The organism is Oceanisphaera sediminis (assembly GCF_039539745.1).
Lineage (GTDB): Bacteria > Pseudomonadota > Gammaproteobacteria > Enterobacterales > Aeromonadaceae > Oceanimonas > Oceanimonas sediminis.
On record NZ_BAABDS010000004.1, the window covers coordinates 41,607 to 60,409 of the forward strand.

The 18,803-nt window shown below is 58.7% G+C and carries 15 protein-coding genes and 6 tRNA genes; 5 read left to right on the forward strand and 16 right to left on the reverse strand.

Annotation, left to right across the window (positions count from 1 at the left end):
• The 3 genes from ABD827_RS01625 to ABD827_RS01635 form a co-directional block, all read left to right on the forward strand.
• Window positions 1-1,471 (forward strand): VCBS domain-containing protein (locus ABD827_RS01625; protein ID WP_344961744.1); only part of this gene is annotated, 1,471 nt, incomplete at its 5' end.
• A gap of 9 nt (window positions 1,472-1,480) precedes the next feature.
• A complete protein-coding gene (locus tag ABD827_RS01630; protein ID WP_344961746.1) occupies window positions 1,481-2,824 on the forward strand; it encodes an efflux RND transporter periplasmic adaptor subunit in 1,344 nt (447 codons plus the stop codon).
• A 4-nt stretch (window positions 2,825-2,828) separates the two neighbouring features.
• A complete protein-coding gene (locus tag ABD827_RS01635; RefSeq protein ID WP_344961748.1) occupies window positions 2,829-4,946 on the forward strand; it encodes a site-2 protease family protein in 2,118 nt (705 codons plus the stop codon).
• Between the two features lie 425 nt (window positions 4,947-5,371).
• Here the strand turns inward: ABD827_RS01635 and lnt are convergent, their stop codons facing one another.
• The 5 genes from lnt to miaB all read right to left on the reverse strand — a co-directional run bounded on the left by lnt (window position 5,372) and on the right by miaB (window position 10,826).
• The gene (gene lnt / locus ABD827_RS01640) at window positions 5,372-6,922 is read right to left on the reverse strand and encodes an apolipoprotein N-acyltransferase (RefSeq protein WP_344961750.1); all 1,551 of its coding nucleotides are present in this window, start codon (window positions 6,920-6,922) and stop codon (window positions 5,372-5,374) included.
• A gap of 2 nt (window positions 6,923-6,924) precedes the next feature.
• Window positions 6,925-7,806, reverse strand: a complete 882-nt coding sequence (gene corC / locus ABD827_RS01645) for a CNNM family magnesium/cobalt transport protein CorC (protein WP_298719102.1) — start codon at window positions 7,804-7,806, stop codon at window positions 6,925-6,927.
• Window positions 7,807-7,815: 9 nt separating this feature from the next.
• Window positions 7,816-8,280, reverse strand: coding sequence for an rRNA maturation RNase YbeY (gene ybeY / locus ABD827_RS01650; RefSeq protein ID WP_344961754.1), 465 nt, complete (start codon window positions 8,278-8,280; stop codon window positions 7,816-7,818).
• On the reverse strand, window positions 8,277-9,308 hold the full coding sequence (locus ABD827_RS01655) for a PhoH family protein (protein ID WP_344961757.1): 1,032 nt from the start codon (window positions 9,306-9,308) through the stop codon (window positions 8,277-8,279). The genes ybeY and ABD827_RS01655 overlap by 4 nt, the downstream gene beginning before the upstream one ends.
• An 87-nt stretch (window positions 9,309-9,395) precedes the next feature.
• Window positions 9,396-10,826, reverse strand: a complete 1,431-nt coding sequence (miaB, locus tag ABD827_RS01660) for a tRNA (N6-isopentenyl adenosine(37)-C2)-methylthiotransferase MiaB (protein ID WP_298719107.1) — start codon at window positions 10,824-10,826, stop codon at window positions 9,396-9,398.
• Between the two features lie 183 nt (window positions 10,827-11,009).
• Here miaB and ABD827_RS01665 point away from each other — a divergent pair, with 183 nt between their 5' ends.
• Complete coding sequence (locus ABD827_RS01665; RefSeq protein ID WP_344961760.1) at window positions 11,010-12,179, forward strand: FAD-dependent monooxygenase; 1,170 nt, start codon at window positions 11,010-11,012, stop codon at window positions 12,177-12,179.
• Window positions 12,180-12,448: 269 nt separating this feature from the next.
• Here ABD827_RS01665 and ABD827_RS01670 read toward each other — a convergent pair.
• The 8 genes from ABD827_RS01670 to pth all read right to left on the reverse strand — a co-directional run bounded on the left by ABD827_RS01670 (window position 12,449) and on the right by pth (window position 15,000).
• Window positions 12,449-12,523, reverse strand: a tRNA-Gln gene (locus ABD827_RS01670).
• Window positions 12,524-12,534: 11 nt separating this feature from the next.
• A tRNA-Leu gene (locus tag ABD827_RS01675) sits at window positions 12,535-12,619 on the reverse strand.
• A 6-nt stretch (window positions 12,620-12,625) separates the two neighbouring features.
• Window positions 12,626-12,702 (reverse strand) — tRNA-Met (locus tag ABD827_RS01680).
• Window positions 12,703-12,765: 63 nt separating this feature from the next.
• A tRNA-Gln gene (locus tag ABD827_RS01685) sits at window positions 12,766-12,840 on the reverse strand.
• Window positions 12,841-12,886: 46 nt separating this feature from the next.
• A tRNA-Gln gene (locus tag ABD827_RS01690) sits at window positions 12,887-12,961 on the reverse strand.
• Between the two features lie 4 nt (window positions 12,962-12,965).
• Window positions 12,966-13,042: transfer RNA gene (locus tag ABD827_RS01695), tRNA-Met, on the reverse strand.
• A 237-nt stretch (window positions 13,043-13,279) separates the two neighbouring features.
• Entirely contained in the window at window positions 13,280-14,371 is a 1,092-nt protein-coding gene (ychF, locus tag ABD827_RS01700; RefSeq protein WP_298722818.1) for a redox-regulated ATPase YchF, read from the reverse strand.
• Window positions 14,372-14,403: 32 nt separating this feature from the next.
• Window positions 14,404-15,000, reverse strand: a complete 597-nt coding sequence (gene pth, locus ABD827_RS01705; RefSeq protein ID WP_344961766.1) for an aminoacyl-tRNA hydrolase — start codon at window positions 14,998-15,000, stop codon at window positions 14,404-14,406.
• A 194-nt stretch (window positions 15,001-15,194) separates the two neighbouring features.
• Here pth and ABD827_RS01710 point away from each other — a divergent pair, with 194 nt between their 5' ends.
• Window positions 15,195-15,923: a TSUP family transporter gene (locus ABD827_RS01710; RefSeq protein WP_344961768.1), complete on the forward strand. Its 729-nt coding sequence runs from the start codon at window positions 15,195-15,197 to the stop codon at window positions 15,921-15,923.
• Between the two features lie 186 nt (window positions 15,924-16,109).
• Here the strand turns inward: ABD827_RS01710 and ABD827_RS01715 are convergent, their stop codons facing one another.
• The 3 genes from ABD827_RS01715 to lolB all read right to left on the reverse strand — a co-directional run bounded on the left by ABD827_RS01715 (window position 16,110) and on the right by lolB (window position 18,762).
• Window positions 16,110-17,057: a ribose-phosphate pyrophosphokinase gene (locus ABD827_RS01715; RefSeq protein ID WP_298722827.1), complete on the reverse strand. Its 948-nt coding sequence runs from the start codon at window positions 17,055-17,057 to the stop codon at window positions 16,110-16,112.
• Between the two features lie 260 nt (window positions 17,058-17,317).
• Window positions 17,318-18,187, reverse strand: a complete 870-nt coding sequence (gene ispE / locus ABD827_RS01720) for a 4-(cytidine 5'-diphospho)-2-C-methyl-D-erythritol kinase (protein ID WP_344961829.1) — start codon at window positions 18,185-18,187, stop codon at window positions 17,318-17,320.
• Window positions 18,187-18,762, reverse strand: a complete 576-nt coding sequence (gene lolB / locus ABD827_RS01725; RefSeq protein WP_344961769.1) for a lipoprotein insertase outer membrane protein LolB — start codon at window positions 18,760-18,762, stop codon at window positions 18,187-18,189. Before lolB ends, ispE begins: the two co-directional genes overlap by 1 nt.
• Window positions 18,763-18,803: the final 41 nt, after the last annotated feature.

Here is an 18,803-nt window from a genome sequence, read left to right on the forward strand (position 1 = left end):
TGCTACCGATACCGCGACGCTGACCATTACCCTCCAGGGACAGAACGATGCCCCGGTGGCGACCGATGACACGGCGATCGCGGTAGAAGCGGGCGGCGAGGCCAACGGCAGCGCCGGCAGTGATGCGACCGGCAATGTGTTGGCTAACGACAGCGATGTCGACAGCGTGGCCAATGGCGAAACCAAGGCGGTGACCACGGTCGAGTTCGGCGACACCGGCGGCACGGTCGGCACGGTCGGCACTGCGCTGGCGGGCCAGTACGGCCGCCTGACACTGAATGCAGACGGCTCATACAGCTACGTGATCGACGAGAATAATGCGGCGGTCCAGGCCCTGCGCACCAGCGGCCAGACCCTGAGCGAGACCTTCGGCTATACCGTGACCGATGCCGGTGAGCTAAGCGATACCGCGACCCTGACCATTACCATCGAGGGCCAGAACGATAACCCGGTGGCGCTGACCACCAACATCGATGAGCAATGGAACTTTGGTAAAGACTACCAGCGTGATATTTCAGTGCTCTTTACCGATATGGACAGTACAGCGAACGGCGAGGATCTTGATTTTGTTATCAAGGGCTTGCCCAAGGGGCTGAGTTATAACCCGGAGACCGGGCTCATTACCGGCAAGCCGACCGAAGCCGGAAAATTTGCGGTGACACTGACAGCGGTAGATCAGACCGGCGCTCAAGTGTCCCGTCAATACCTGCTGGAGGTGCTGGCGCCGCCCAAAGAAACCACGGACGCCAAGCCGGTAAGCAATAACGATGTGCCGCCTTTCCAGAGGGATAATACGTCGGTGACCAATGAGTTGTCGTCTCTGCCGCAGGGGCTGGTCAACAAGGATGGCGGCTCGGACTCGACCACCGGTGCCGGCTTTGTCACGCCCAAAACACCAACCGACACCGTCTTGTTATCGGAAACCGGTGTCCTGGTGGTGCAGACGACCGGCACCGATGGTAATACCACGGTCAGGGCCTCGGTTGATGTCAATGTGAATGATAATGGCGAAGTGGTCTTCAGCGAGGTACAGCGGCAGGCCTTTGATACCATCGCCATGAGTGTGTCCAGCATTGTCCCCACATCAAGGGATCAGTTGTCCATTTCTATTGCCGACAGCAAAGCCGAGCAGGGCCAGAGCTACAGTGGCTCCCTGGCCGACGGCTCGGTTCTGCCTAACTGGGTCACGATTGACCCGAACACCGGCAATGTCACCGTGAATTCAGCCGGACAGGTAAAAGACCTGACACTCAGGATCCAGGCGGTGGGTAGCGATGGTCAGGTGCGTATTCTGGAGATCAAGCTGGACATCGAAGCCTTGCTGCGTGATAAAGCGGCGGGCGAGTCGGAGCAAACACCGACAGCGTTACCGAATACCGGTTTTGTGCCGTTGTCCGAGCAGCTGGTCAGCGAAGTGGATACGATGGAAGCTTATGGCAACCGGCTGTTGAATATGCTGACCACGGTTTAAGGAGTTGATGTGAACCAACAGGTTGCAGCTTTATTGGGGCTGGAACAACAATTGCGCAAGGCGAGCAGCCTTGCGCAGCTGTTTTATACCATCGTCAATCAAACCCATCATTGTGTGCCCTATACCCAGAGCGTGCTGATTCTGGGAGAAGACTTGCGCCAGCTGCAGGTGATGGCAGCGTCGGACATCCCGACGGTGGACTACACCTCACCGTTTGTTGCCTGGACTGAACGTCTTGCCGGGCATCTGTCGCAACGCCAGGACGCCCGGCAGTTGTCGGCGTTTGATGTTGGCCTGGTACCGGAGGCGTTGCGGCATGACTGGCAGGACATGGCTCCGGAGCAACTGCTGTGGGTACCGCTGCCAGCGGTGGCCGAAGAGGGACACATACTCGGTGTCTTGCTGCTGTTTCGTTCCGAACCCTGGACCGAACAGGAGCGAGGCGTCATGGAGCATCTGTCCGGTACCATGGGGCATGCGTTGTTTGCACTGCAGCGTCGGCTGCCATTCAAAAACGTTCTGCAGCGTATGCGCCAGCGAAAAACCTGGCTGGTGCTGGCGATGCTGCTGCTGGCCGTGATGTGGGCGCCGGTGCGGCTCAGCACCCTGGCGCCGGTTGAAGTGGTTGCCCGGGATCCGCTGGTGATCAGCGCCCCGCTCAATGGCGCCGTCAAACAACTGGAGATCATGCCTAATCAGGGGGTCCGGCAGGGTGAACCTTTGGTGCAGTTTGAAGATACCGAACTGGCCAATGAGTACGAGATAGCCCAGCAGGCGTTGCTGGTGGCCCAGGCCGAGCTGAAAACCGTGCAGCAAAGCGGTTTTATGGACCCCACCCAGAAAGCACGCCTGGCCGAGCTTGAATCGCGGGTAAGATTACGCCAGGCCGAGCTGCATTATGCCGACTCCCGGTTGGCCAAAACCACGCTGACCGCGCCAGGGGCCGGCATTGCGGTACTGGGTGACCCCAACGAATGGAAAGGTCGGCCGGTGAACATCGGCGAGCGCATCATGCTGCTGGCCGATCCCAAGGCGGTAGAGCTTGAAATCATGCTGGCGGTGAAAGACTCGATCGCCTTGCAGCAGGAGGCCGAGGTCAGAGTGTTCTTTGATAATGATCCTCTGTCTGCCTGGTCGGCACATCTCCAGCATGCGAGCTATGAGCCGCAACGCACCCCCGATGATCTGATGGCGTATCGCTTGATTGCCCGGCTCGACGGCCAGAAGTCCGACACCAGGCTGCCGAGAATAGGCACCCGCGGTACGGCCAAAGTCTACGGTAACCGGGTGAGTCTGTTCTTTTATCTGTTCCGCCGGCCGATAACCAGTGCCCGTCAATGGCTGGGCTGGTAGTGCCATGACAACCGGTGTTGTATTACCGCCCTTGCGCCAGAATCTGCGGCTGTTACCCGGCGCCCCCGATGAAGACGGTGCCCCGCGCTGGCTGTTGTTTGATACGGTGCGTAACAAGTATTTTGCCTTGTCGGCCGAGGCGCTTTATTTGATCCGCCACTGGCAGGCGGGCGCCTCGGCGGAAGGTTTCCTGCTGGAGCTGAAAACCCGTGGCCATGATTATGGCCCCGAAGAATTGGCGGCCTTTATCGACTTTGTGGTGTCGAATAATCTTAACGAGGCCCGCTCGGCCGAGGCCTCGGCCCGGGTTCATCAACAGTATGCCGATCAGCTGCTGGGATTCTGGCGTTGGCTGATCCATCACTATCTGTTTATCCGTATCCCGCTGTTTCGCCCGGATCCCTGGCTGAGCCGCTGGACGCCTCGCCTGAACTGGTTGTTTGCACCGGTCACCCATTATCTGCTGCTGTCACTCGGTGGGCTTGGCCTGGTGCTGGTGGTGCGCCAGTGGGACCATTTCTGGTCTACCTTTCTGCACTTTTTCAGCCTGGAGGGGCTGGTTTTCTATGGGGTGACCCTGGTGGTGGTGAAAAGTGCCCACGAGCTGGGCCATGCCTTTGCGGCCAAGCGGCAGGGCTGTCGGGTTGCTTCCATGGGGGTAGCGCTGCTGGTGATGTTCCCGGTGCTCTATACCGATACCACCGATGCCTGGCGGCTCAGATCCCGAGCCGCCAGGCTGCGCATTGTGACCGCCGGGGTGCGCACCGAACTGTATCTGGCGCTGCTGGCGACCTTTTTGTGGAATCTGCTACCCGATGGCCCCTTGCGCAGTGCCGCTTTTTTTGTGGCCACCACCAGTTGGGTGACCTCGGTACTGGTCAATATCAGTCCCTTTCTGCGCTTCGATGGCTACTACGCCTTTTCCGACTGGCTGGGGATAGAAAACCTGCAGCAGCGGGCCTTTGCCTTCGGCCGCTGGCGGTTGCGTGATCTGTTCTTGGGATTGAAGGATCCCCTGCCGGAGCCGCAACCCCGGGGCAGAGCCCGATTAATGGTGGCCTATGCCTGGGCTACCTGGCTGTATCGCTTCTTTCTGTTTCTGGGCATCGCCCTGCTGGTCTATCACCTGTTCTTCAAGGTGCTGGGGATACTGTTGTTTGCGGTAGAAGTATGCTGGTTCATTGTGTTGCCAATCTGGAGGGAAGTGAAGGTGTGGTGGAAGCGTCGACGTGAATGCGCCATGGGAACCGGACGACTGCTATTCTGGGCTCTGGTGGCGTCGGTACTGATTTGGAGTCTGTTGCCCCTGCATGTAGGGGTGTCGGTACCGGCGGTACTGAAGGCTCAGTCCGAACAGAGTCTGTTTGTATCCGAGCCGGCCGTCATCATGGAGGTGGCGGTAAAACAGGGAGATGTGGTTGAAGCCGGTCAGTTGCTGGTGCGGCTGGAGTCGGAGCCGTTGAACTTCGAGCTGCAACAGGTGGAAGAAGAGCTGCAGCTGGCGCGATTGTTGCTGGATCGCAGCGGCAGCTCGGTACAGGAAAAGGCCGTTCGCGCCATTACCGAGCAGCAATATCAGCGCCTGCTGGAACGAAAAGCCGGGCTGCTGGCTCGGCAAGAGCGGCTGCAACTGCGTGCTCCTTTTGCGGGGCGGATTACGCAAATTGAATCATTGCACCCCGGCGTATGGGTAGGTACCGAGATGCCGTTGCTGTCGGTGGTTGAGCCGACCCGGTTCGATGTAGAAGGATATATCGGGGAGCAATATCTCGACCTGATCGGGCCGGGGAGCCTGGGCGTCTTTATTGCCGACCGGCCGGGGATGGCCGCTTTGCCGGTGCAGGTTAGTGATGTGGATATTGGTGCCGTCTTTGCTCTGCCTTATGGCGAGTTGAGCTCGGAATATGGCGGCCCCATTGCGGTGCGCCGCGTCGTTGACGATCGCCTGGTGCCGGAAGAGGGACACTATCGGGTATCGATGATACTGGATGATATCAGCTCGCTCGGCGACACCGATGCCCGTTTGCCCGGTGTGGTCAGGGTCGAGGGTGAGTCGCGCAGCTGGTTGTGGTATCAGTTACGCAGGGTGCTGGCGATTCTGATCCGCGAAAGCGGTTTCTAATACTCATCGCATTAAACATTAGATCTTTTTGATGGTCATACCAATCCCGGACAAAGGGCCCGCTCCGCCGACCCGCTCGAGCACATCCTTGTGACGCTCAGCACATCACATCCTTGTCATGTGATGGTCGGTGGAGCAGATCCCTTCGTCCTCCTTGATGCTACAGAGTCGCCTGTTGGCGCCGTCTGCAGACCACTCGGTGTTCAAGGAGAGGCAGCAGAGATCGGCTCCCACGACCGTGAAATGCCAAGGAGGGCATTTCCGAGCTCCCATGGACGGGTTTACTGCGTGTCGTGGGAGATGACTCTGTTGCCTCTCGTTCCGGGCTTTAAAATTGATCATATTTTTATTTAGATTGGTATGACCAGAATAAAAAAAGAGGGGAAAGCCGAATCATCGCCTTTCCCCTCTTTCATTCCTCAGCTTCAGCTTCTCGCTTTCACCCGCAGGTTTTCTTTCGCGGCCTGTTTTTGCTGGCGCCATCTGTATTGCCGCCGGCTCAGGGTTGTCGCCAGTGTCGCGCTGACTAACAGCCAGACCACCAAGGGGGTGCTGCCGAAGCGGGCATAGGGCGTCAGCCCGCTCATGCCGGTCACCTCGGTACGCAGCACACCGGCTTCAAACTGGGGCAGGCTGTCGGTAATGCGGCCTTTTTCATCGGTCACCAGGGTCACGCCGTTGTTGGTGGCGCGGATCAGCGGTCGGCCCAGCTCCAGGGCGCGCATGCGGGCAATCTGCTGATGCTGCCAGGGGCCGATGGATTGACCAAACCAGGTGTCGTTGGACAGGGTCAGCAGGTAATCGGTGTCGGGCTTCATGTTATTCCGTACCAGCCCGGGAAAGGCCACTTCATAACAGATGGCCACACTGAGATGACGGTCACCGGCGTTGAGATCCGGCTGTCCGGCCGCACCGCGAGAGAAGGACGACATCGGCAGGTTGAAGAAGGGGGCCAGTGGCCGCAACAGGCTGCCGAAAGGCACGAATTCGCCAACCGGCACCAACTGCTGCTTGTAATAGCGATTACTGTGCTCGGGCTGGTAGGGAATAGCGTTGCGGCCCAGGGTGATAACGGCGTTATATACCTCGTCGGTATCGGGGCGGGACACTGTGCCGGTGATCAGGCTTTGACCGCGTTCGCGCATCAGCTGATCCACCTGCGCAAGCCAGGGCGCCAGCCGTTGTTCCGAGGCGGGCAGCGCCGACTCGGGCCAGATCACCACCTCCGCATTCCGCTCGGGCAGGGTCAGGCCGATATAGCGCTCCAGACTCAGCTCCAGCTGCCCCGGAATCCACTTCAGTGACTGTTCGATATTGCCCTGCACCAGTGCGAAGCGGCTGCTCTGGGTGGGCGTCACCCACTGCACAAAGCCGGCGCCGAAGGCGAGGCCCCATAACAGCAAGGCGGTGAGACCCGGCCACCAGGTGGGACGATGGCGCAGCAGCAACCACAAGGCCGCCGCCGAAAAGCTCAGCAACCAGCTGATGCCCTGCACGCCCATGATGGGGGCGAGGCCGGCCAACGGGCCTTCCAGCTGGCTGTAACCGAACCACAGCCAGGGAAAACCGGTCAGCACCCAGCCGCGCAGCCAGTCGGCCAGCACCAGCAGCGCCGGCAGTACCAGCAGGGCACGCCAGCGGGGCGAAGGCACCAGCCGTTGTGCCAGCCAGACGGCGGCGGCGGTATAGAGGCTGAGGTAGGCGGCCAGCAGGGCGACCAGCACAAAGGCGACCGGCAGGGGAATGCCGCCGAAAATGGTCATGCTGTTATGAATCCACCACAGACCGGGCAGATACAGACCCATGGCCCAGATAAAACCGCGTTTGGCGGCGGTCACGGGGCCAAGGTTCTGGGTAACGGCATAAAGACCGAACAGCGACACCAGCGCCAGAGGCCAGTAGTCGAAAGGGCTGAAGGCTAAAACGCCGAGGGCCCCGCTAAGCAGGGCCCCGAGAGCAGGTAGATAATGGCGCACGTTTATATGGCTTCCGAAGTGGAGGTTTCCTGATTGCTCGGTATCTTAACCTGTAACTGCAGCAAACGTCGACGGTCGGCGTGGGCCACCTTGAACACGAAGCCGTTGAGCTCGAGCTGTTCGCCCTTGGCGGGCAGATGACCGAAAGCGTGCATCACCATGCCACCGACGGTGTCGGCTTCTTCGTCGCTGAAGTCGGTATGGAAGAACTCGTTGAAATCTTCAATATCGGTCAGCGCCGCCACCGCATAGACCCGCGACGTGATCTGACGAATTTCGGCGCTTTCTTCGGCATCGTATTCGTCTTCGATGTCGCCGACGATCAGCTCAAGAATGTCTTCGATGGTGACCAGGCCGGAAACGCCGCCGAACTCGTCGACCACAATGGCCATGTGGTAGCGTTGCTGACGAAACTCCTTGAGCAGCTTGTCGAGTCGCTTGCTTTCGGGGACCACCACGGCGGGGCGCAGCACCTTGTCGATGGAGAATGCTTCGTCGGTAAGGGCAAAGCCGTACTGCAGCAGATCCTTGGCCAGCAGTATGCCCTCTATGTGGTCCTTGTCTTCGTTGACCACCGGAAAACGGGAGTGGGTAGACTCGATGATCATCGGCAGGAAAGAAGAAACGGGCTGGGACTTTTCTACCGTCACCATCTGCGAGCGGGGGATCATGATGTCCCGTACCCGCAGCTCGCTGACCTCCAGTACCCCTTCAATCATGTCCTTGGTGTCCTGGTCGATCAGCTCGCGCTGCGTCGCTTCCATGATCACTTCAACCAGTTCTTCACGATTCTTCGGTTCGCCCTGAAAAAGCTGGCCCAGCTTCTCAAACCAGTTTTTCTTGGTGGACGAACCGTTTTCTGAGTTCGAATTATCGTCGCTCATTGACCTTGTTTAACCTTCATCGTCTTGATAGGGGTTGGCAATACCGAATTCTGCCAGCATGGTTATTTCTCTGGCTTCCATGATTTCGGCTTCATCATCCTTAATATGGTCGAAACCAAGCAAATGCAAGCAGCCGTGTATCACCATGTGTGCCCAATGATCCTGCAACGGCTTGTGCTGCTCGGCGGCTTCCCGCTCCACCACCTGACGGCAGATGACTAAATCGCCCAGCAGCGGCAGTTCGATGCCGGGAGGCGCTTCAAACGGAAAGGACAGCACATTGGTGGACTTGTCCTTGCCGCGGTAATCCCGGTTAAGCTCCTGGCTCTCGGCTTCGTCGACCAGCCGCACCGTGATTTCGGTTTCTTCGCGCTCTCCGGCCAGTGCGGCCTTGAGCCAGCGTTCCAGTTGCTGCTCATTCGGCAGCCCCGGTGCTTCATCACAGGCGATTTGCAGATCCAGATACAGGCTCATGATGCCTGCTCGTCCGGGTGCTGTTCACGCTTGTGCTGATCCTCGAAGGCTTCATAGGCACGCACGATACGAGCGACGACCGGATGGCGCACCACGTCTTCGGCGCGGAAGAAGTCAAATGAAAGACCATCGACGCCGGTCAGCACTTCAATCGCATGGCGCAGGCCGGATTTGGCGTTGCGCGGCAGATCGATCTGGGTGATGTCGCCGGTGATCACCGCCCGGGAGTTGAAGCCGATGCGGGTCAGGAACATCTTCATCTGCTCGACCGTGGTGTTCTGGCTTTCATCGAGAATGATAAAGGCGTCGTTCAGGGTGCGGCCGCGCATATAGGCCAGCGGTGCCACTTCGATCACGTTGCGCTCGATCAGCTTTTCAACGCGCTCGAAGCCCAGCATCTCGAACAGGGCATCGTACAGCGGGCGCAAATAGGGGTCGACCTTCTGGCTCAGATCGCCGGGCAGAAAACCGAGCTTTTCGCCCGCTTCCACCGCCGGGCGGGTCAGCAGAATACGGCGTACTTCCTGCCGCTCCAGCGCATCCACCGCCGCCGCTACCGCCAGATAGGTCTTGCCGGTACCGGCGGGGCCGATGCCGAAGGTGATGTCGTGGCTGAGAATATGCGCCACGTAATGGGCCTGGTTGGGGGTGCGAGGCTTGATCAGGCCGCGCTTGGTCTTGATCACCACTTCCTTGCCGTACTGGTAGCCTTCATCTGGCTCGGCATTTTGCTCGAGTACCCGGCTTCCCTTGATGGCCAGATGTACCTGGTCGGGGGTGATATCGGGCACCGCCTGGCCGCGCACCGACTGGGTATCGACATACAGTTGCGTGAGCAGCTCACCGCCGACCTTGACCAGGTTGGCCGGCCCCACCAGCGTAAAGTGCTGATTGTGGTAGTTGATTTCCACTCCCAGGCGGCGTTCCAGCTGTTTGATGTTGTCGTCGAAGGGCCCGCACAGGCTGGCCAGACGCGGAGCTTCGGCCGGCTGTAGTTCAAGTTCCAGGGTGGTGACTTTTGCTGTCAAGGTAACTCCTAAATATCGGGGATTAGGGATTCGGGAGTAGGGATAAGGGTATCGAGTCCCTATTCCCCAATCCCGAGTCCCTGCATTTTAGGGTGTAAAGGTGGCTACACCGACGTCGTCGGCCACGCCATCCGGGCGGCGCGCCAGAATGCTCTTGGGCGATACCTGTACCCGCAGCCCCATTTCATTCTCGCCACGCAGGAAGGTGCCGCGCAGGCTGTGGGGCATGACTTCGGTGATTTCCACGTCGGCGAAGCCGCCGATCAGGGTGTGGGGACCGGTGAAGTTGACCACGCGGTTGTTCTCGGTACGACCACGCAGCTCCATCGGATCCAGCTTGGACGGGCCTTCGACCAGAATACGCTGGGTTGAGCCCAGCATCTGCCGGCTGATCAACTGAGCCTGATTGTTGATGACGGTTTGCAGGCGATAGAGTCGCGCTTTTTTCTCGTCCAGCGGCACATCGTCCGGCAGATCGGCGGCCGGGGTACCGGGGCGCGCGCTGAAGATAAAGCTGAAGCTCATGTCGAAGCCGATATCTTCAATCAGCTTCATGGTCTTTTCGAAGTCGTCGGCGTCTTCACCGGGAAAACCGATGATGAAGTCGGAGCTGATGGTGATGTCGGGCCGCGCCAGCCGCAGCTTGCGGATCTTGGACTTGTATTCCAGTGCGGTATGCGGCCGCTTCATCAGGGTCAGGATGCGGTCGGAGCCGCTTTGTACCGGCAAGTGCAGGAAGCTGACCAGCTCGGGCGTATCCTTGTACACTTCGATGATATCGTCGGTGAACTCGATGGGATGACTGGTGGTGTAGCGCACGCGGTCAATGCCGTCGATGGCCGCCACCAGGCGCAGCAGCTCGGCAAAGCTGCAGATATCGCCGTCATGGGTCTCGCCCCGGTAGGCATTGACGTTCTGGCCCAGCAGGTTGACCTCGCGCACGCCCTGATCGGCAAGCTGGGCTATTTCGTAGAGCACGTCGTCCATCGGCCGGCTGACTTCTTCACCGCGGGTGTAGGGCACCACGCAGAAAGAACAGTATTTGGAGCAGCCTTCCATGATGGAGACGAAGGCGGTGGCGCCCTCGGCGCGGGGCTCGGGCATGCTGTCGAATTTTTCGATTTCCGGAAAGGCCACGTCTACCTGGGCGCCGTTGCCTTCGAGCACGGATTTGATCATTGCCGGCAGCCGGTGCAGGGTCTGGGGGCCGAACACGATGTCGACAAAGGGAGCCCGGGCGCGAATGGCATCACCTTCCTGGGAGGCGACGCAACCGCCGACACCAATCACCAGCTTGGGATTGGCGACTTTCAGCGGGCGCCAGCGTCCCAGCTGATGAAACACCTTCTCTTGCGCCTTTTCGCGAATGGAGCAGGTGTTGAGCAGCAGCACATCGGCTTGCTCGGCGTCGTCGGTGAGCTCGTAGCCGTGAGTGGCGTCCAGCAGATCGGCCATCTTTGATGAATCGTATTCGTTCATCTGACAGCCCCAGGTTTTGATATGAAGTTTTTTACTCATGGCTCTCTTTGGATTGCGGCAAGGGTCATGTTTCAGGACCGGGGATTCTACTCTTTTCTGCCGGCAGTGACCAGATAATATCCAGCCGCAGCCCGGTGGCAATATGGATAGATTCTCGCCGAAACACCGTACTTTTTGCGGTAGAATGGTTGAAAAATCGCGAGGTTAGCACGAGGTTAACATATGGAACATTGTGATATCGCCATCATCGGTGGCGGCATGGTCGGGGCATTGGCTGCGGCCTTGCTGGCACCGACCGGGCTGAGCATTCGGGTGATCGAAGCCAGAACGCCGGACGCCTTTTCTCCCGAGCAAGCCCCGGATTTGCGAGTGTCCGCCATCAGTGCCACCTCGGTGCGACTGCTGCAGCAGGCCGGTGCCTGGGAAACTATCGTCGCCATGCGTGCCTGGCCGTATCAGCGGCTGGAAGCCTGTGAATGGCAGGGGTTCAGCACCCGTTTCGAGGCGCACGAGCTGGACTGTGAATACCTGGGGTACATGGTCGAAAATCGGATTATTCAGCTTGGCCTGTGGCAGGCGCTGGCCCAGTGGCACAAGGTGGTGCTCGACTGCCCGAACGGGCTGATTGGCCTGACACAGAACGAGAATGGTGCCGAGCTGAGCCTGGAAGGAGGACAGCAGTTGCAGGCGCGTCTGGTGCTGGCCTGCGACGGCGCCGAGTCTCGTACTCGTCAGCTGGCCGGTATTGGCGTCACCGCCTGGGATTACGCCCAGCACTGCATGCTGATTGGTATCGAAGGTGACGGGCTGGAGCCGGACACCACCTGGCAGCAGTTTTTCCCCAGTGGTCCGCGGGCCTTTCTGCCGATGGGCCTGCGGCAGGGCTCTCTAGTGTGGTATGACCAAAAGGCGCGTATAGCCGAGCTGGCGGCGCTGGATAACGCCTCTCTGGCCGAGCAGGTAGCGGCTCACTTTCCGGCCCGGCTGGGCAACATCACAGCGTTGAGCAAGGGACACTTTCCGTTGCGCCGCCGCCATGCCAACGATTATGTGAAAGGCGCCGTGGTGTTGCTGGGGGATGCGGCCCACACCATCAACCCGCTGGCGGGGCAGGGGGTCAACCTGGGCTTCAAGGATGTGGCGGCGCTGAGCGAGCTGATTCATCAGGGCGTGGAGGCAGGTCTGGACATCGCCGCCGCCGAGCGCTTGCAGCGTTATCAGCGTCGGCGCCGGCCCGATAACCTGCTGATGCAGTCGGCGATGGACCTGTGTTATCACACCTTCAGCAACGATCTGTTCCCGCTCAAGTTGCTGCGCAACCTGGGGCTGAAAGCCGCCGAGCACAGCGGCCCGCTGAAAACCCGGGTGATGAAGTACGCCATGGGGCTTTGACTGAAGGGGGATTAGGGAATAGGGAGTGGGGAGTGGTGACTGGGGATTCGAGCGTCGTTATGCTGAGCCCGAATCCCGAATCCCGAATCCCGAATCCCGAATCCCGAATCCCGAATCCCGAATCCCGAATCCCGAATCCCGGAAAGCAAAAAACCAGCTCGAGGCTGGTTTTTTGCTATTTAAAATGACTGGGGTACCAAGAGCCGAAACTGGGCACTAAGGCCGAGATCAAAAAGCAAAAAGCCAACCCGAAGGTTGGCTTTTTTAAATGGCTGGGGTACCAGGATTCGAACCTGGGAATGGCGAGATCAAAACCCGCTGCCTTACCGCTTGGCGATACCCCAATTTTCTTAAATGGTGCGGGAGGCGAGACTTGAACTCGCACACCTTGCGGCGCTAGAACCTAAATCTAGTGCGTCTACCAATTTCGCCACTCCCGCTAAGAGTGGTGGCTATGGCGGGATTCGAACCTGCGACCCCATCATTATGAGTGATGTGCTCTAACCAACTGAGCTACATAGCCACATCAGCATCGAGTTTCCTCGATATTCAGCATTATTCGAAGTTATTCGAAATCGCTTGAAAATGGCTGGGGTACCAGGATTCGAACCTGGGAATGGCGAGATCAAAACCCGCTGCCTTACCGCTTGGCGATACCCCAACAGCAATGGACGACATTTATAACATACTTGTCAGCCATTTAAAAATGGCTGGGGTACCAGGATTCGAACCTGGGAATGGCGAGATCAAAACCCGCTGCCTTACCGCTTGGCGATACCCCAGCAATGGTGGCTATGGCGGGATTCGAACCTGCGACCCCATCATTATGAGTGATGTGCTCTAACCAACTGAGCTACATAGCCATTGCTTTCTCGTTGATGACGTCTCGTCACCGAACGGGGCGCATTATGCGTATCCGGGCCAAAAGCGTCAACCGTTTTTTCCCGAAAAGTTTGACCTTCTCAATCGTTTGGCCATAAACCAGCCAGAATGGTGCAAGGGTAAACAGTGTGGGTGTTTTTTTAAACAAAAAAGGCCGAGCGATGAAGCCCGGCCTTTTTGCCAACCCCCCGCCAACAGGCGAGGGAATGACAATATATTTAGACGTTGAACAGGAAGTTCATCACATCGCCGTCTTTGACGATGTAGTCTTTGCCTTCGGCGCGCTGCTTGCCGGCTTCCTTGGCACCCTGTTCGCCCTTGTAGGTGATGAAGTCTTCATAGGCGATGGTTTGGGCGCGAATAAAGCCCTTCTCGAAGTCGGTGTGGATTTTACCGGCCGCCTGGGGGGCGGTGGCACCCACGGGGATGGTCCAGGCGCGTACTTCCTTCACCCCGGCGGTGAAGTAGGTCTGCAGGTTGAGCAGCTCGTAACCGGCGCGGATCACCCGGTTCAGGCCCGGCTCTTCCAGGCCCAGATCGGCCATGAATTCGGCGGCTTCTTCCGCATCCAGTTCGGCAATCTCCGACTCCATGGCGGCGCACACCGGTACCACGACGGCGTTTTCGGCGGCGGCGATTTCCATTACCTGAGCCAGGTAGGGGTTGTCCTCGAAGCCGTCGTCATTGACGTTGGCAATGTACATGGTGGGCTTGATGGTGAGGAAGTTCAGGTAGTCGATGGCCGCTTTTTCTTCCTTGGTCAGTTCGACGCTGCGCAGTACCCTGGCTTCTTCCAGTGCCGGCAGCAATTTTTCCAGTACCGCCACTTCAAATTTGGCATCCTGGTCGCCGCCCTTGGCCTTCTTGGCGTTACGATGGATGGCGCGCTCGCAGGTGTCCAGATCCGCCAGTGCCAGTTCGATATTGATAACGTCGATATCGTCCTTGGGCGAGACCTTGCCGGATACGTGCACGATATTGTCATCGTCGAAGCAGCGCACCACGTGGCCGATGGCGTCGGTTTCACGAATGTTGGCCAGGAATTTGTTACCCAGACCTTCCCCCTTGGAGGCACCGGCGACCAGGCCGGCGATGTCCACGAATTCCATGGAGGTGGGCAGTATGCGCTGAGGCTTGACGATTTCGGCCAGGGCATCCAGACGCTTGTCCGGCATCGGCACCACGCCGGTGTTCGGCTCTATGGTGCAGAACGGAAAGTTGGCGGCTTCGATACCGGCCTTGGTCAGCGCGTTGAACAGGGTGGATTTGCCTACATTGGGCAGGCCCACGATACCGCATTTAAAACCCATGATGAGTGTCCTGAAAGTGATGACTAAAAGAGTTACTTGGTGGAGTCGGCGTTAAAAGCATGCAGGCGATTCATTGCCTTGTTCATGCCATCGTTGAATAAAATATCGGTGCAGCGAGCGGCCTCGTCGACGGCGGCTTCCAGCAGGCTGTGCTCGGCGGCCGGTGCCTTGGTCAGTACAAAGCCGGCGACCTGGGACTTGTGCCCCGGGTGACCGATGCCAATGCGCAGACGGTAAAAATCCTTGTTGTTACCCAGGCTGCTGATGGTATCGCGCAGGCCATTATGACCGCCGTGGCCGCCGCCCTGTTTGAAGCGGGCGCTACCCGGAGGAAGATCCAGTTCGTCGTGGGCCACCAGAATCGACTCGGGCGGTATCTGGTAAAAATTGGCCATGGCAGCCACCGCCTTGCCCGAACGGTTCATGAAGGTGGCCGGGATCAGCAGGCGGACATCTTTTCCCTGGATGCGTACCCGGCTGGTCCAGCCGAAGAACTTGCCTTCTTCTTTAAGTTGGCCGCCGTGCATCCGGGCCAGCTCGGCCACATACCAGGCGCCGGCATTATGGCGAGTCTGGGCGTATTCGGGGCCCGGGTTAGCGAGCCCGACAATCAGTTCGATAGAGTGCATATGCTGAGTCGGCCGTTAAAATGACGCCATATTCTAATTAAGAGCGGCAATAATGGCCACCTCGGTCGAACCAATCCACCATAATAGGCGGTTTGAACAGCATTGTTTACAATATTTGTTGTTATTGTTTTTCATAATTTGGGTGTATGATCGTTCATTTTACACCCAGAACTCCTCTGCTACGGAATAACATCATGTTCGAATTATTAGGCTGGTCGCTACTGGCCGGGGTGGTCAATGCCCTGGCCGGCGGCGGTCTTTTTTTCACCCTGCCGGCCTTGCTGGCGCTGGGGCTGCCCAGTACCGGTGCGGTGGCTACCGCCAGCGTGGCGTCCTGGCCGGGTTATGTCAGCGCCTTCTGGGGCATTCGCCGCCAGTTGAGCCAGGGACCTCTGCTGGCGCTGACCCTGATCGGTCTGCTGGGCGGCGGCCTGGGTGCCTTGACGCTGGTGCAATTTCATGCGGATAACTTCAACTATCTGGTGCCCTGGCTGTTGCTGGGGGTGAGTGTGCTCTACGGACGCCAGCTGTTGAGCCGCTCCGGCTCCGAGGGGCCGCTGCAGTTGCGTCGCCGGGCCTGGCCCATGTTACTGGGCGGCAGTTTTTACGGCGGCTTCTTCGGGGGCGGCCTGGGTGTCTTGCTGATGGCGCTGTGCGGCCAGCTACGTTTGGGGTCAAATCTGCAGCAGCATGCCATCAAGCTGTATTTGTCGATGCTGGCCAGCGGTGCCACCATAGTGGTGTATTCGTTCTCGGGGCTGGTGTACTGGCATGAGGCCTTGTTGCTGGCGTTGGGGTATCTGCTGGGTGGCAAGCTGGGGGCCAGGGTGCTGGTGTGGATCAGACCGAAGCTGCTGGCCTGGGGCATAGTGGCCTTTGGTATCGGCCTCAGCGGCTATTACTTTGTGCGGTTTTACGGGTAACTGCGGGGATTAGGGATTAGGGATTGGGGATTAGGGATTAGGGATTAGGGAATTGGGATTGGGGCCTACAATGTCCGATTCCCGATTCCCGATTCCCGATTCCCGATTCCCAAGCACAAAAAAGCCCGCGAATTCGCGGGCTTTTTGACTTTCGGCTTTCAGCTTAACGCTTCAGGCGCTCAGTGCTTACTGCTCGAACATGGCGGAGATGGATTCTTCGTTGCTGATGCGACGAATGGCTTCGGCCAGCATCGGCGACAGAGACAATTGCTTGACCTTGTCCAGTGCCTTCATCTCTTCGCTCAGCGGAACCGAGTCGGTGATGATAACTTCATCGATCACGGAATCCTTGATGTTCTGGGCGGCATTGCCGGAGAACACGGCGTGAGTGGCGTAGGCAAATACCCGCTTGGCGCCGCGCTCTTTCAGGGCTTCGGCGGCCTTGCACAGGGTACCACCGGTGTCGATCATGTCGTCGACGATCACGCAGTCACGGCCTTCAACGTCACCGATCAGGTGCATCACCTGGGACACGTTGGCGCGCGGACGACGCTTGTCGATGATGGCGATGTCGGTTTCATCCAGCAGCTTGGCCACGGCACGAGCGCGAACCACACCACCGATATCGGGTGAAACCACCACGGCATCCTGCAGGTTCTTGGCTTTCATGTCTTCCAGCAGCACCGGGGTACCGAAGACATTGTCTACCGGCACATCGAAGAAACCCTGAATCTGCTCGGCGTGCAGGTCAACGGTCAACACCCGATCAACACCCACGCTGGACAGGAAGTCGGCCACTACCTTGGCGGTAATCGGCACACGAGAGGAACGTACGCGACGATCCTGACGGGCATAACCGAAGTAGGGGATAACCGCGGTGATACGACCGGCGGAGGCACGACGCAACGCATCCACCATCACGATCAGTTCCATCAGGTTGTCGTTGGTCGGAGCACAGGTAGACTGGATGATGAAGACATCGCCGCCCCGTACATTTTCGTTGATTTGAACGCTGATTTCGCCATCACTGAAACGGCCAACATCGGCAGCACTCAGTTTGATGAAAAGACGGTCGGCGATACGTTGGGCGAGTTCCGGCGTAGCATTACCAGCAAACAGCTTCATGTCGGGCACGGTTGAAAACCTCGGGGTTGCTTCATGGGTGGCGAGACTGGACGGGGCCGTGAACCCGTTATCACGGAACAAACATCCGCTATCCAGTCTGTTTTAGAATTCTATTCTAGTCTGTCGTGCGCCTGGCAGGTAGTCGGGTTAAAAACCCGGACGGCAAGTGGGCCTTGTGCTCTGTCGTCCTGCAGGTGTCACTGAACAACCGATTGACTCTTGAAACCAAGAGCGAAACAGGGCCCATCCCCGGTTTCTGCAATCGTTGTCTAGGTTGCCGTGTTTGATGACGGGGTGGCGGCGTCCATTTTCTGTAATGCACTGAAAAGTGGCGATAAATTGCAGCCTTTCGCGACAAATCCGCGTGTGCCTTCCGGTGCCTTTGCCAGGGTTTGTTCTGCCTTTTCCCGGCTGCCAAAACTGGCGAAAATACAGGCTCCGGTGCCCGTCATTCTTGACGGCGCGTATTCTAGCAACCAGCCAAGGAGCTTGGCAACCTCGGGGTGGTGCTTTTTGACCAGGGGTTCACAATCGTTTTGCCAGGGTAACGCCAGCCGTTGTTGCAGGCTTAATACCGGGCTGTTACGGGTGAGTTCCGGGTCGTTGAACACGGCGGCGGTGGCCACTTCAATCTCGGGATGCAGCACCAGATACCAGGGCTCTGGCGGGTGAGCCGGAGTCAGAATGTCGCCCACGCCTTCGGCAAAGGCGGCCTGGCCGCGGATAAATACCGGCACATCGGCACCGAGTGTCAGCCCCAGTTGTGCCAGTTGTTCGGTTGGCAACCCGAGCTGCCATAACCGGTTCAGGGCCACCAGGGTGGTGGCGGCATCGCTGGAGCCACCGCCCAGGCCACCGCCCATCGGCAGGCGCTTGGTCAGGTGAATGCGCGCCCCCTGAGTGCAGCCGGTGTGGTGTTGCAGCAGACGGGCGGCCTTGATGATCAGATTTTGTTCCTCGGCCACCCCGGGCAGGGCGGGATGCAGCGACAGCTCGCCGTCGGGGGCGGGCTCGAAGCCCAGGCTGTCACCGTGGTCGACAAACTGAAACAGGGTTTGCAGGTTGTGGTAACCGTCATCCCGGCGACCGGTAATGTACAGAAACAGATTCAGCTTGGCCGGAGCCGGCAGCACCATCATCATTTCAGCTCCCATTGGTTGATGGCCAGACGCAGGGTGGTGGTGTCGTGGCTCAGATCGAGCCGGCTGGGCAGCCAGAGTCCGTCAATCCGGGTATAGCCCAGATAACGCAGTCGCCAGCCATGGGCCACTATGGTTTCGGGGCGCCCGTCGGCGTCATATTCCACCTGATCCGCTTCCCCCGGCAGGCCCTTTATCCAGTACGACAACTGCTCGACCGGCAGATCCCAACCGGTGAGGCGAAACACCAGCTCGCGGGCATCGGTGGCCTGATGTTGCCGGCCCTCGCTGTCGGTCAGCACCACCAGCCCCTGACGCCGACTCAAATCGAACACCCGTTTGCCGACCACATTGGTCAGGTTCATGCGGTAGTCATCGCTGTTCTGACGCCAGAACAGGCTGAGGCTGCCACGTTCATCGGGGGTGATAATGCCGAGCCGCGCCGACAGCTGCCATTGCTGCAATTGAGCCAGGGTGGTTTTCTGGGCTTGCCAGGAGCCGACGGGGGCTTGCTGAGCCTGGTAGGCACAGCCCGACAGCCACAGCAAAGCAAAGGTGAACAGTAAAATACGCACGGATAACCCCGGAATGAAATTTGTCGTCAGTATAAGGGCAA

What these genes read in the sequence shown, in the direction of transcription:
- ispE (WP_344961829.1), bottom strand. Translation starts at nt 18,187, where the DNA reads ATGATGGTGCTGCCGGCTCCGGCCAAGCTGAATCTGTTTCTGTACATT.
- pth (WP_344961766.1), bottom strand. Translation starts at nt 15,000, where the DNA reads ATGCACTCTATCGAACTGATTGTCGGGCTCGCTAACCCGGGCCCCGAA.
- miaB (WP_298719107.1), bottom strand. Translation starts at nt 10,826, where the DNA reads ATGAGTAAAAAACTTCATATCAAAACCTGGGGCTGTCAGATGAACGAA.
- corC (WP_298719102.1), bottom strand. Translation starts at nt 7,806, where the DNA reads ATGAGCGACGATAATTCGAACTCAGAAAACGGTTCGTCCACCAAGAAA.
- ybeY (WP_344961754.1), bottom strand. Translation starts at nt 8,280, where the DNA reads ATGAGCCTGTATCTGGATCTGCAAATCGCCTGTGATGAAGCACCGGGG.
- ABD827_RS01665 (WP_344961760.1), top strand. Translation starts at nt 11,010, where the DNA reads ATGGAACATTGTGATATCGCCATCATCGGTGGCGGCATGGTCGGGGCA.
- ABD827_RS01710 (WP_344961768.1), top strand. Translation starts at nt 15,195, where the DNA reads ATGTTCGAATTATTAGGCTGGTCGCTACTGGCCGGGGTGGTCAATGCC.
- ABD827_RS01635 (WP_344961748.1), top strand. Translation starts at nt 2,829, where the DNA reads ATGACAACCGGTGTTGTATTACCGCCCTTGCGCCAGAATCTGCGGCTG.
- ychF (WP_298722818.1), bottom strand. Translation starts at nt 14,371, where the DNA reads ATGGGTTTTAAATGCGGTATCGTGGGCCTGCCCAATGTAGGCAAATCC.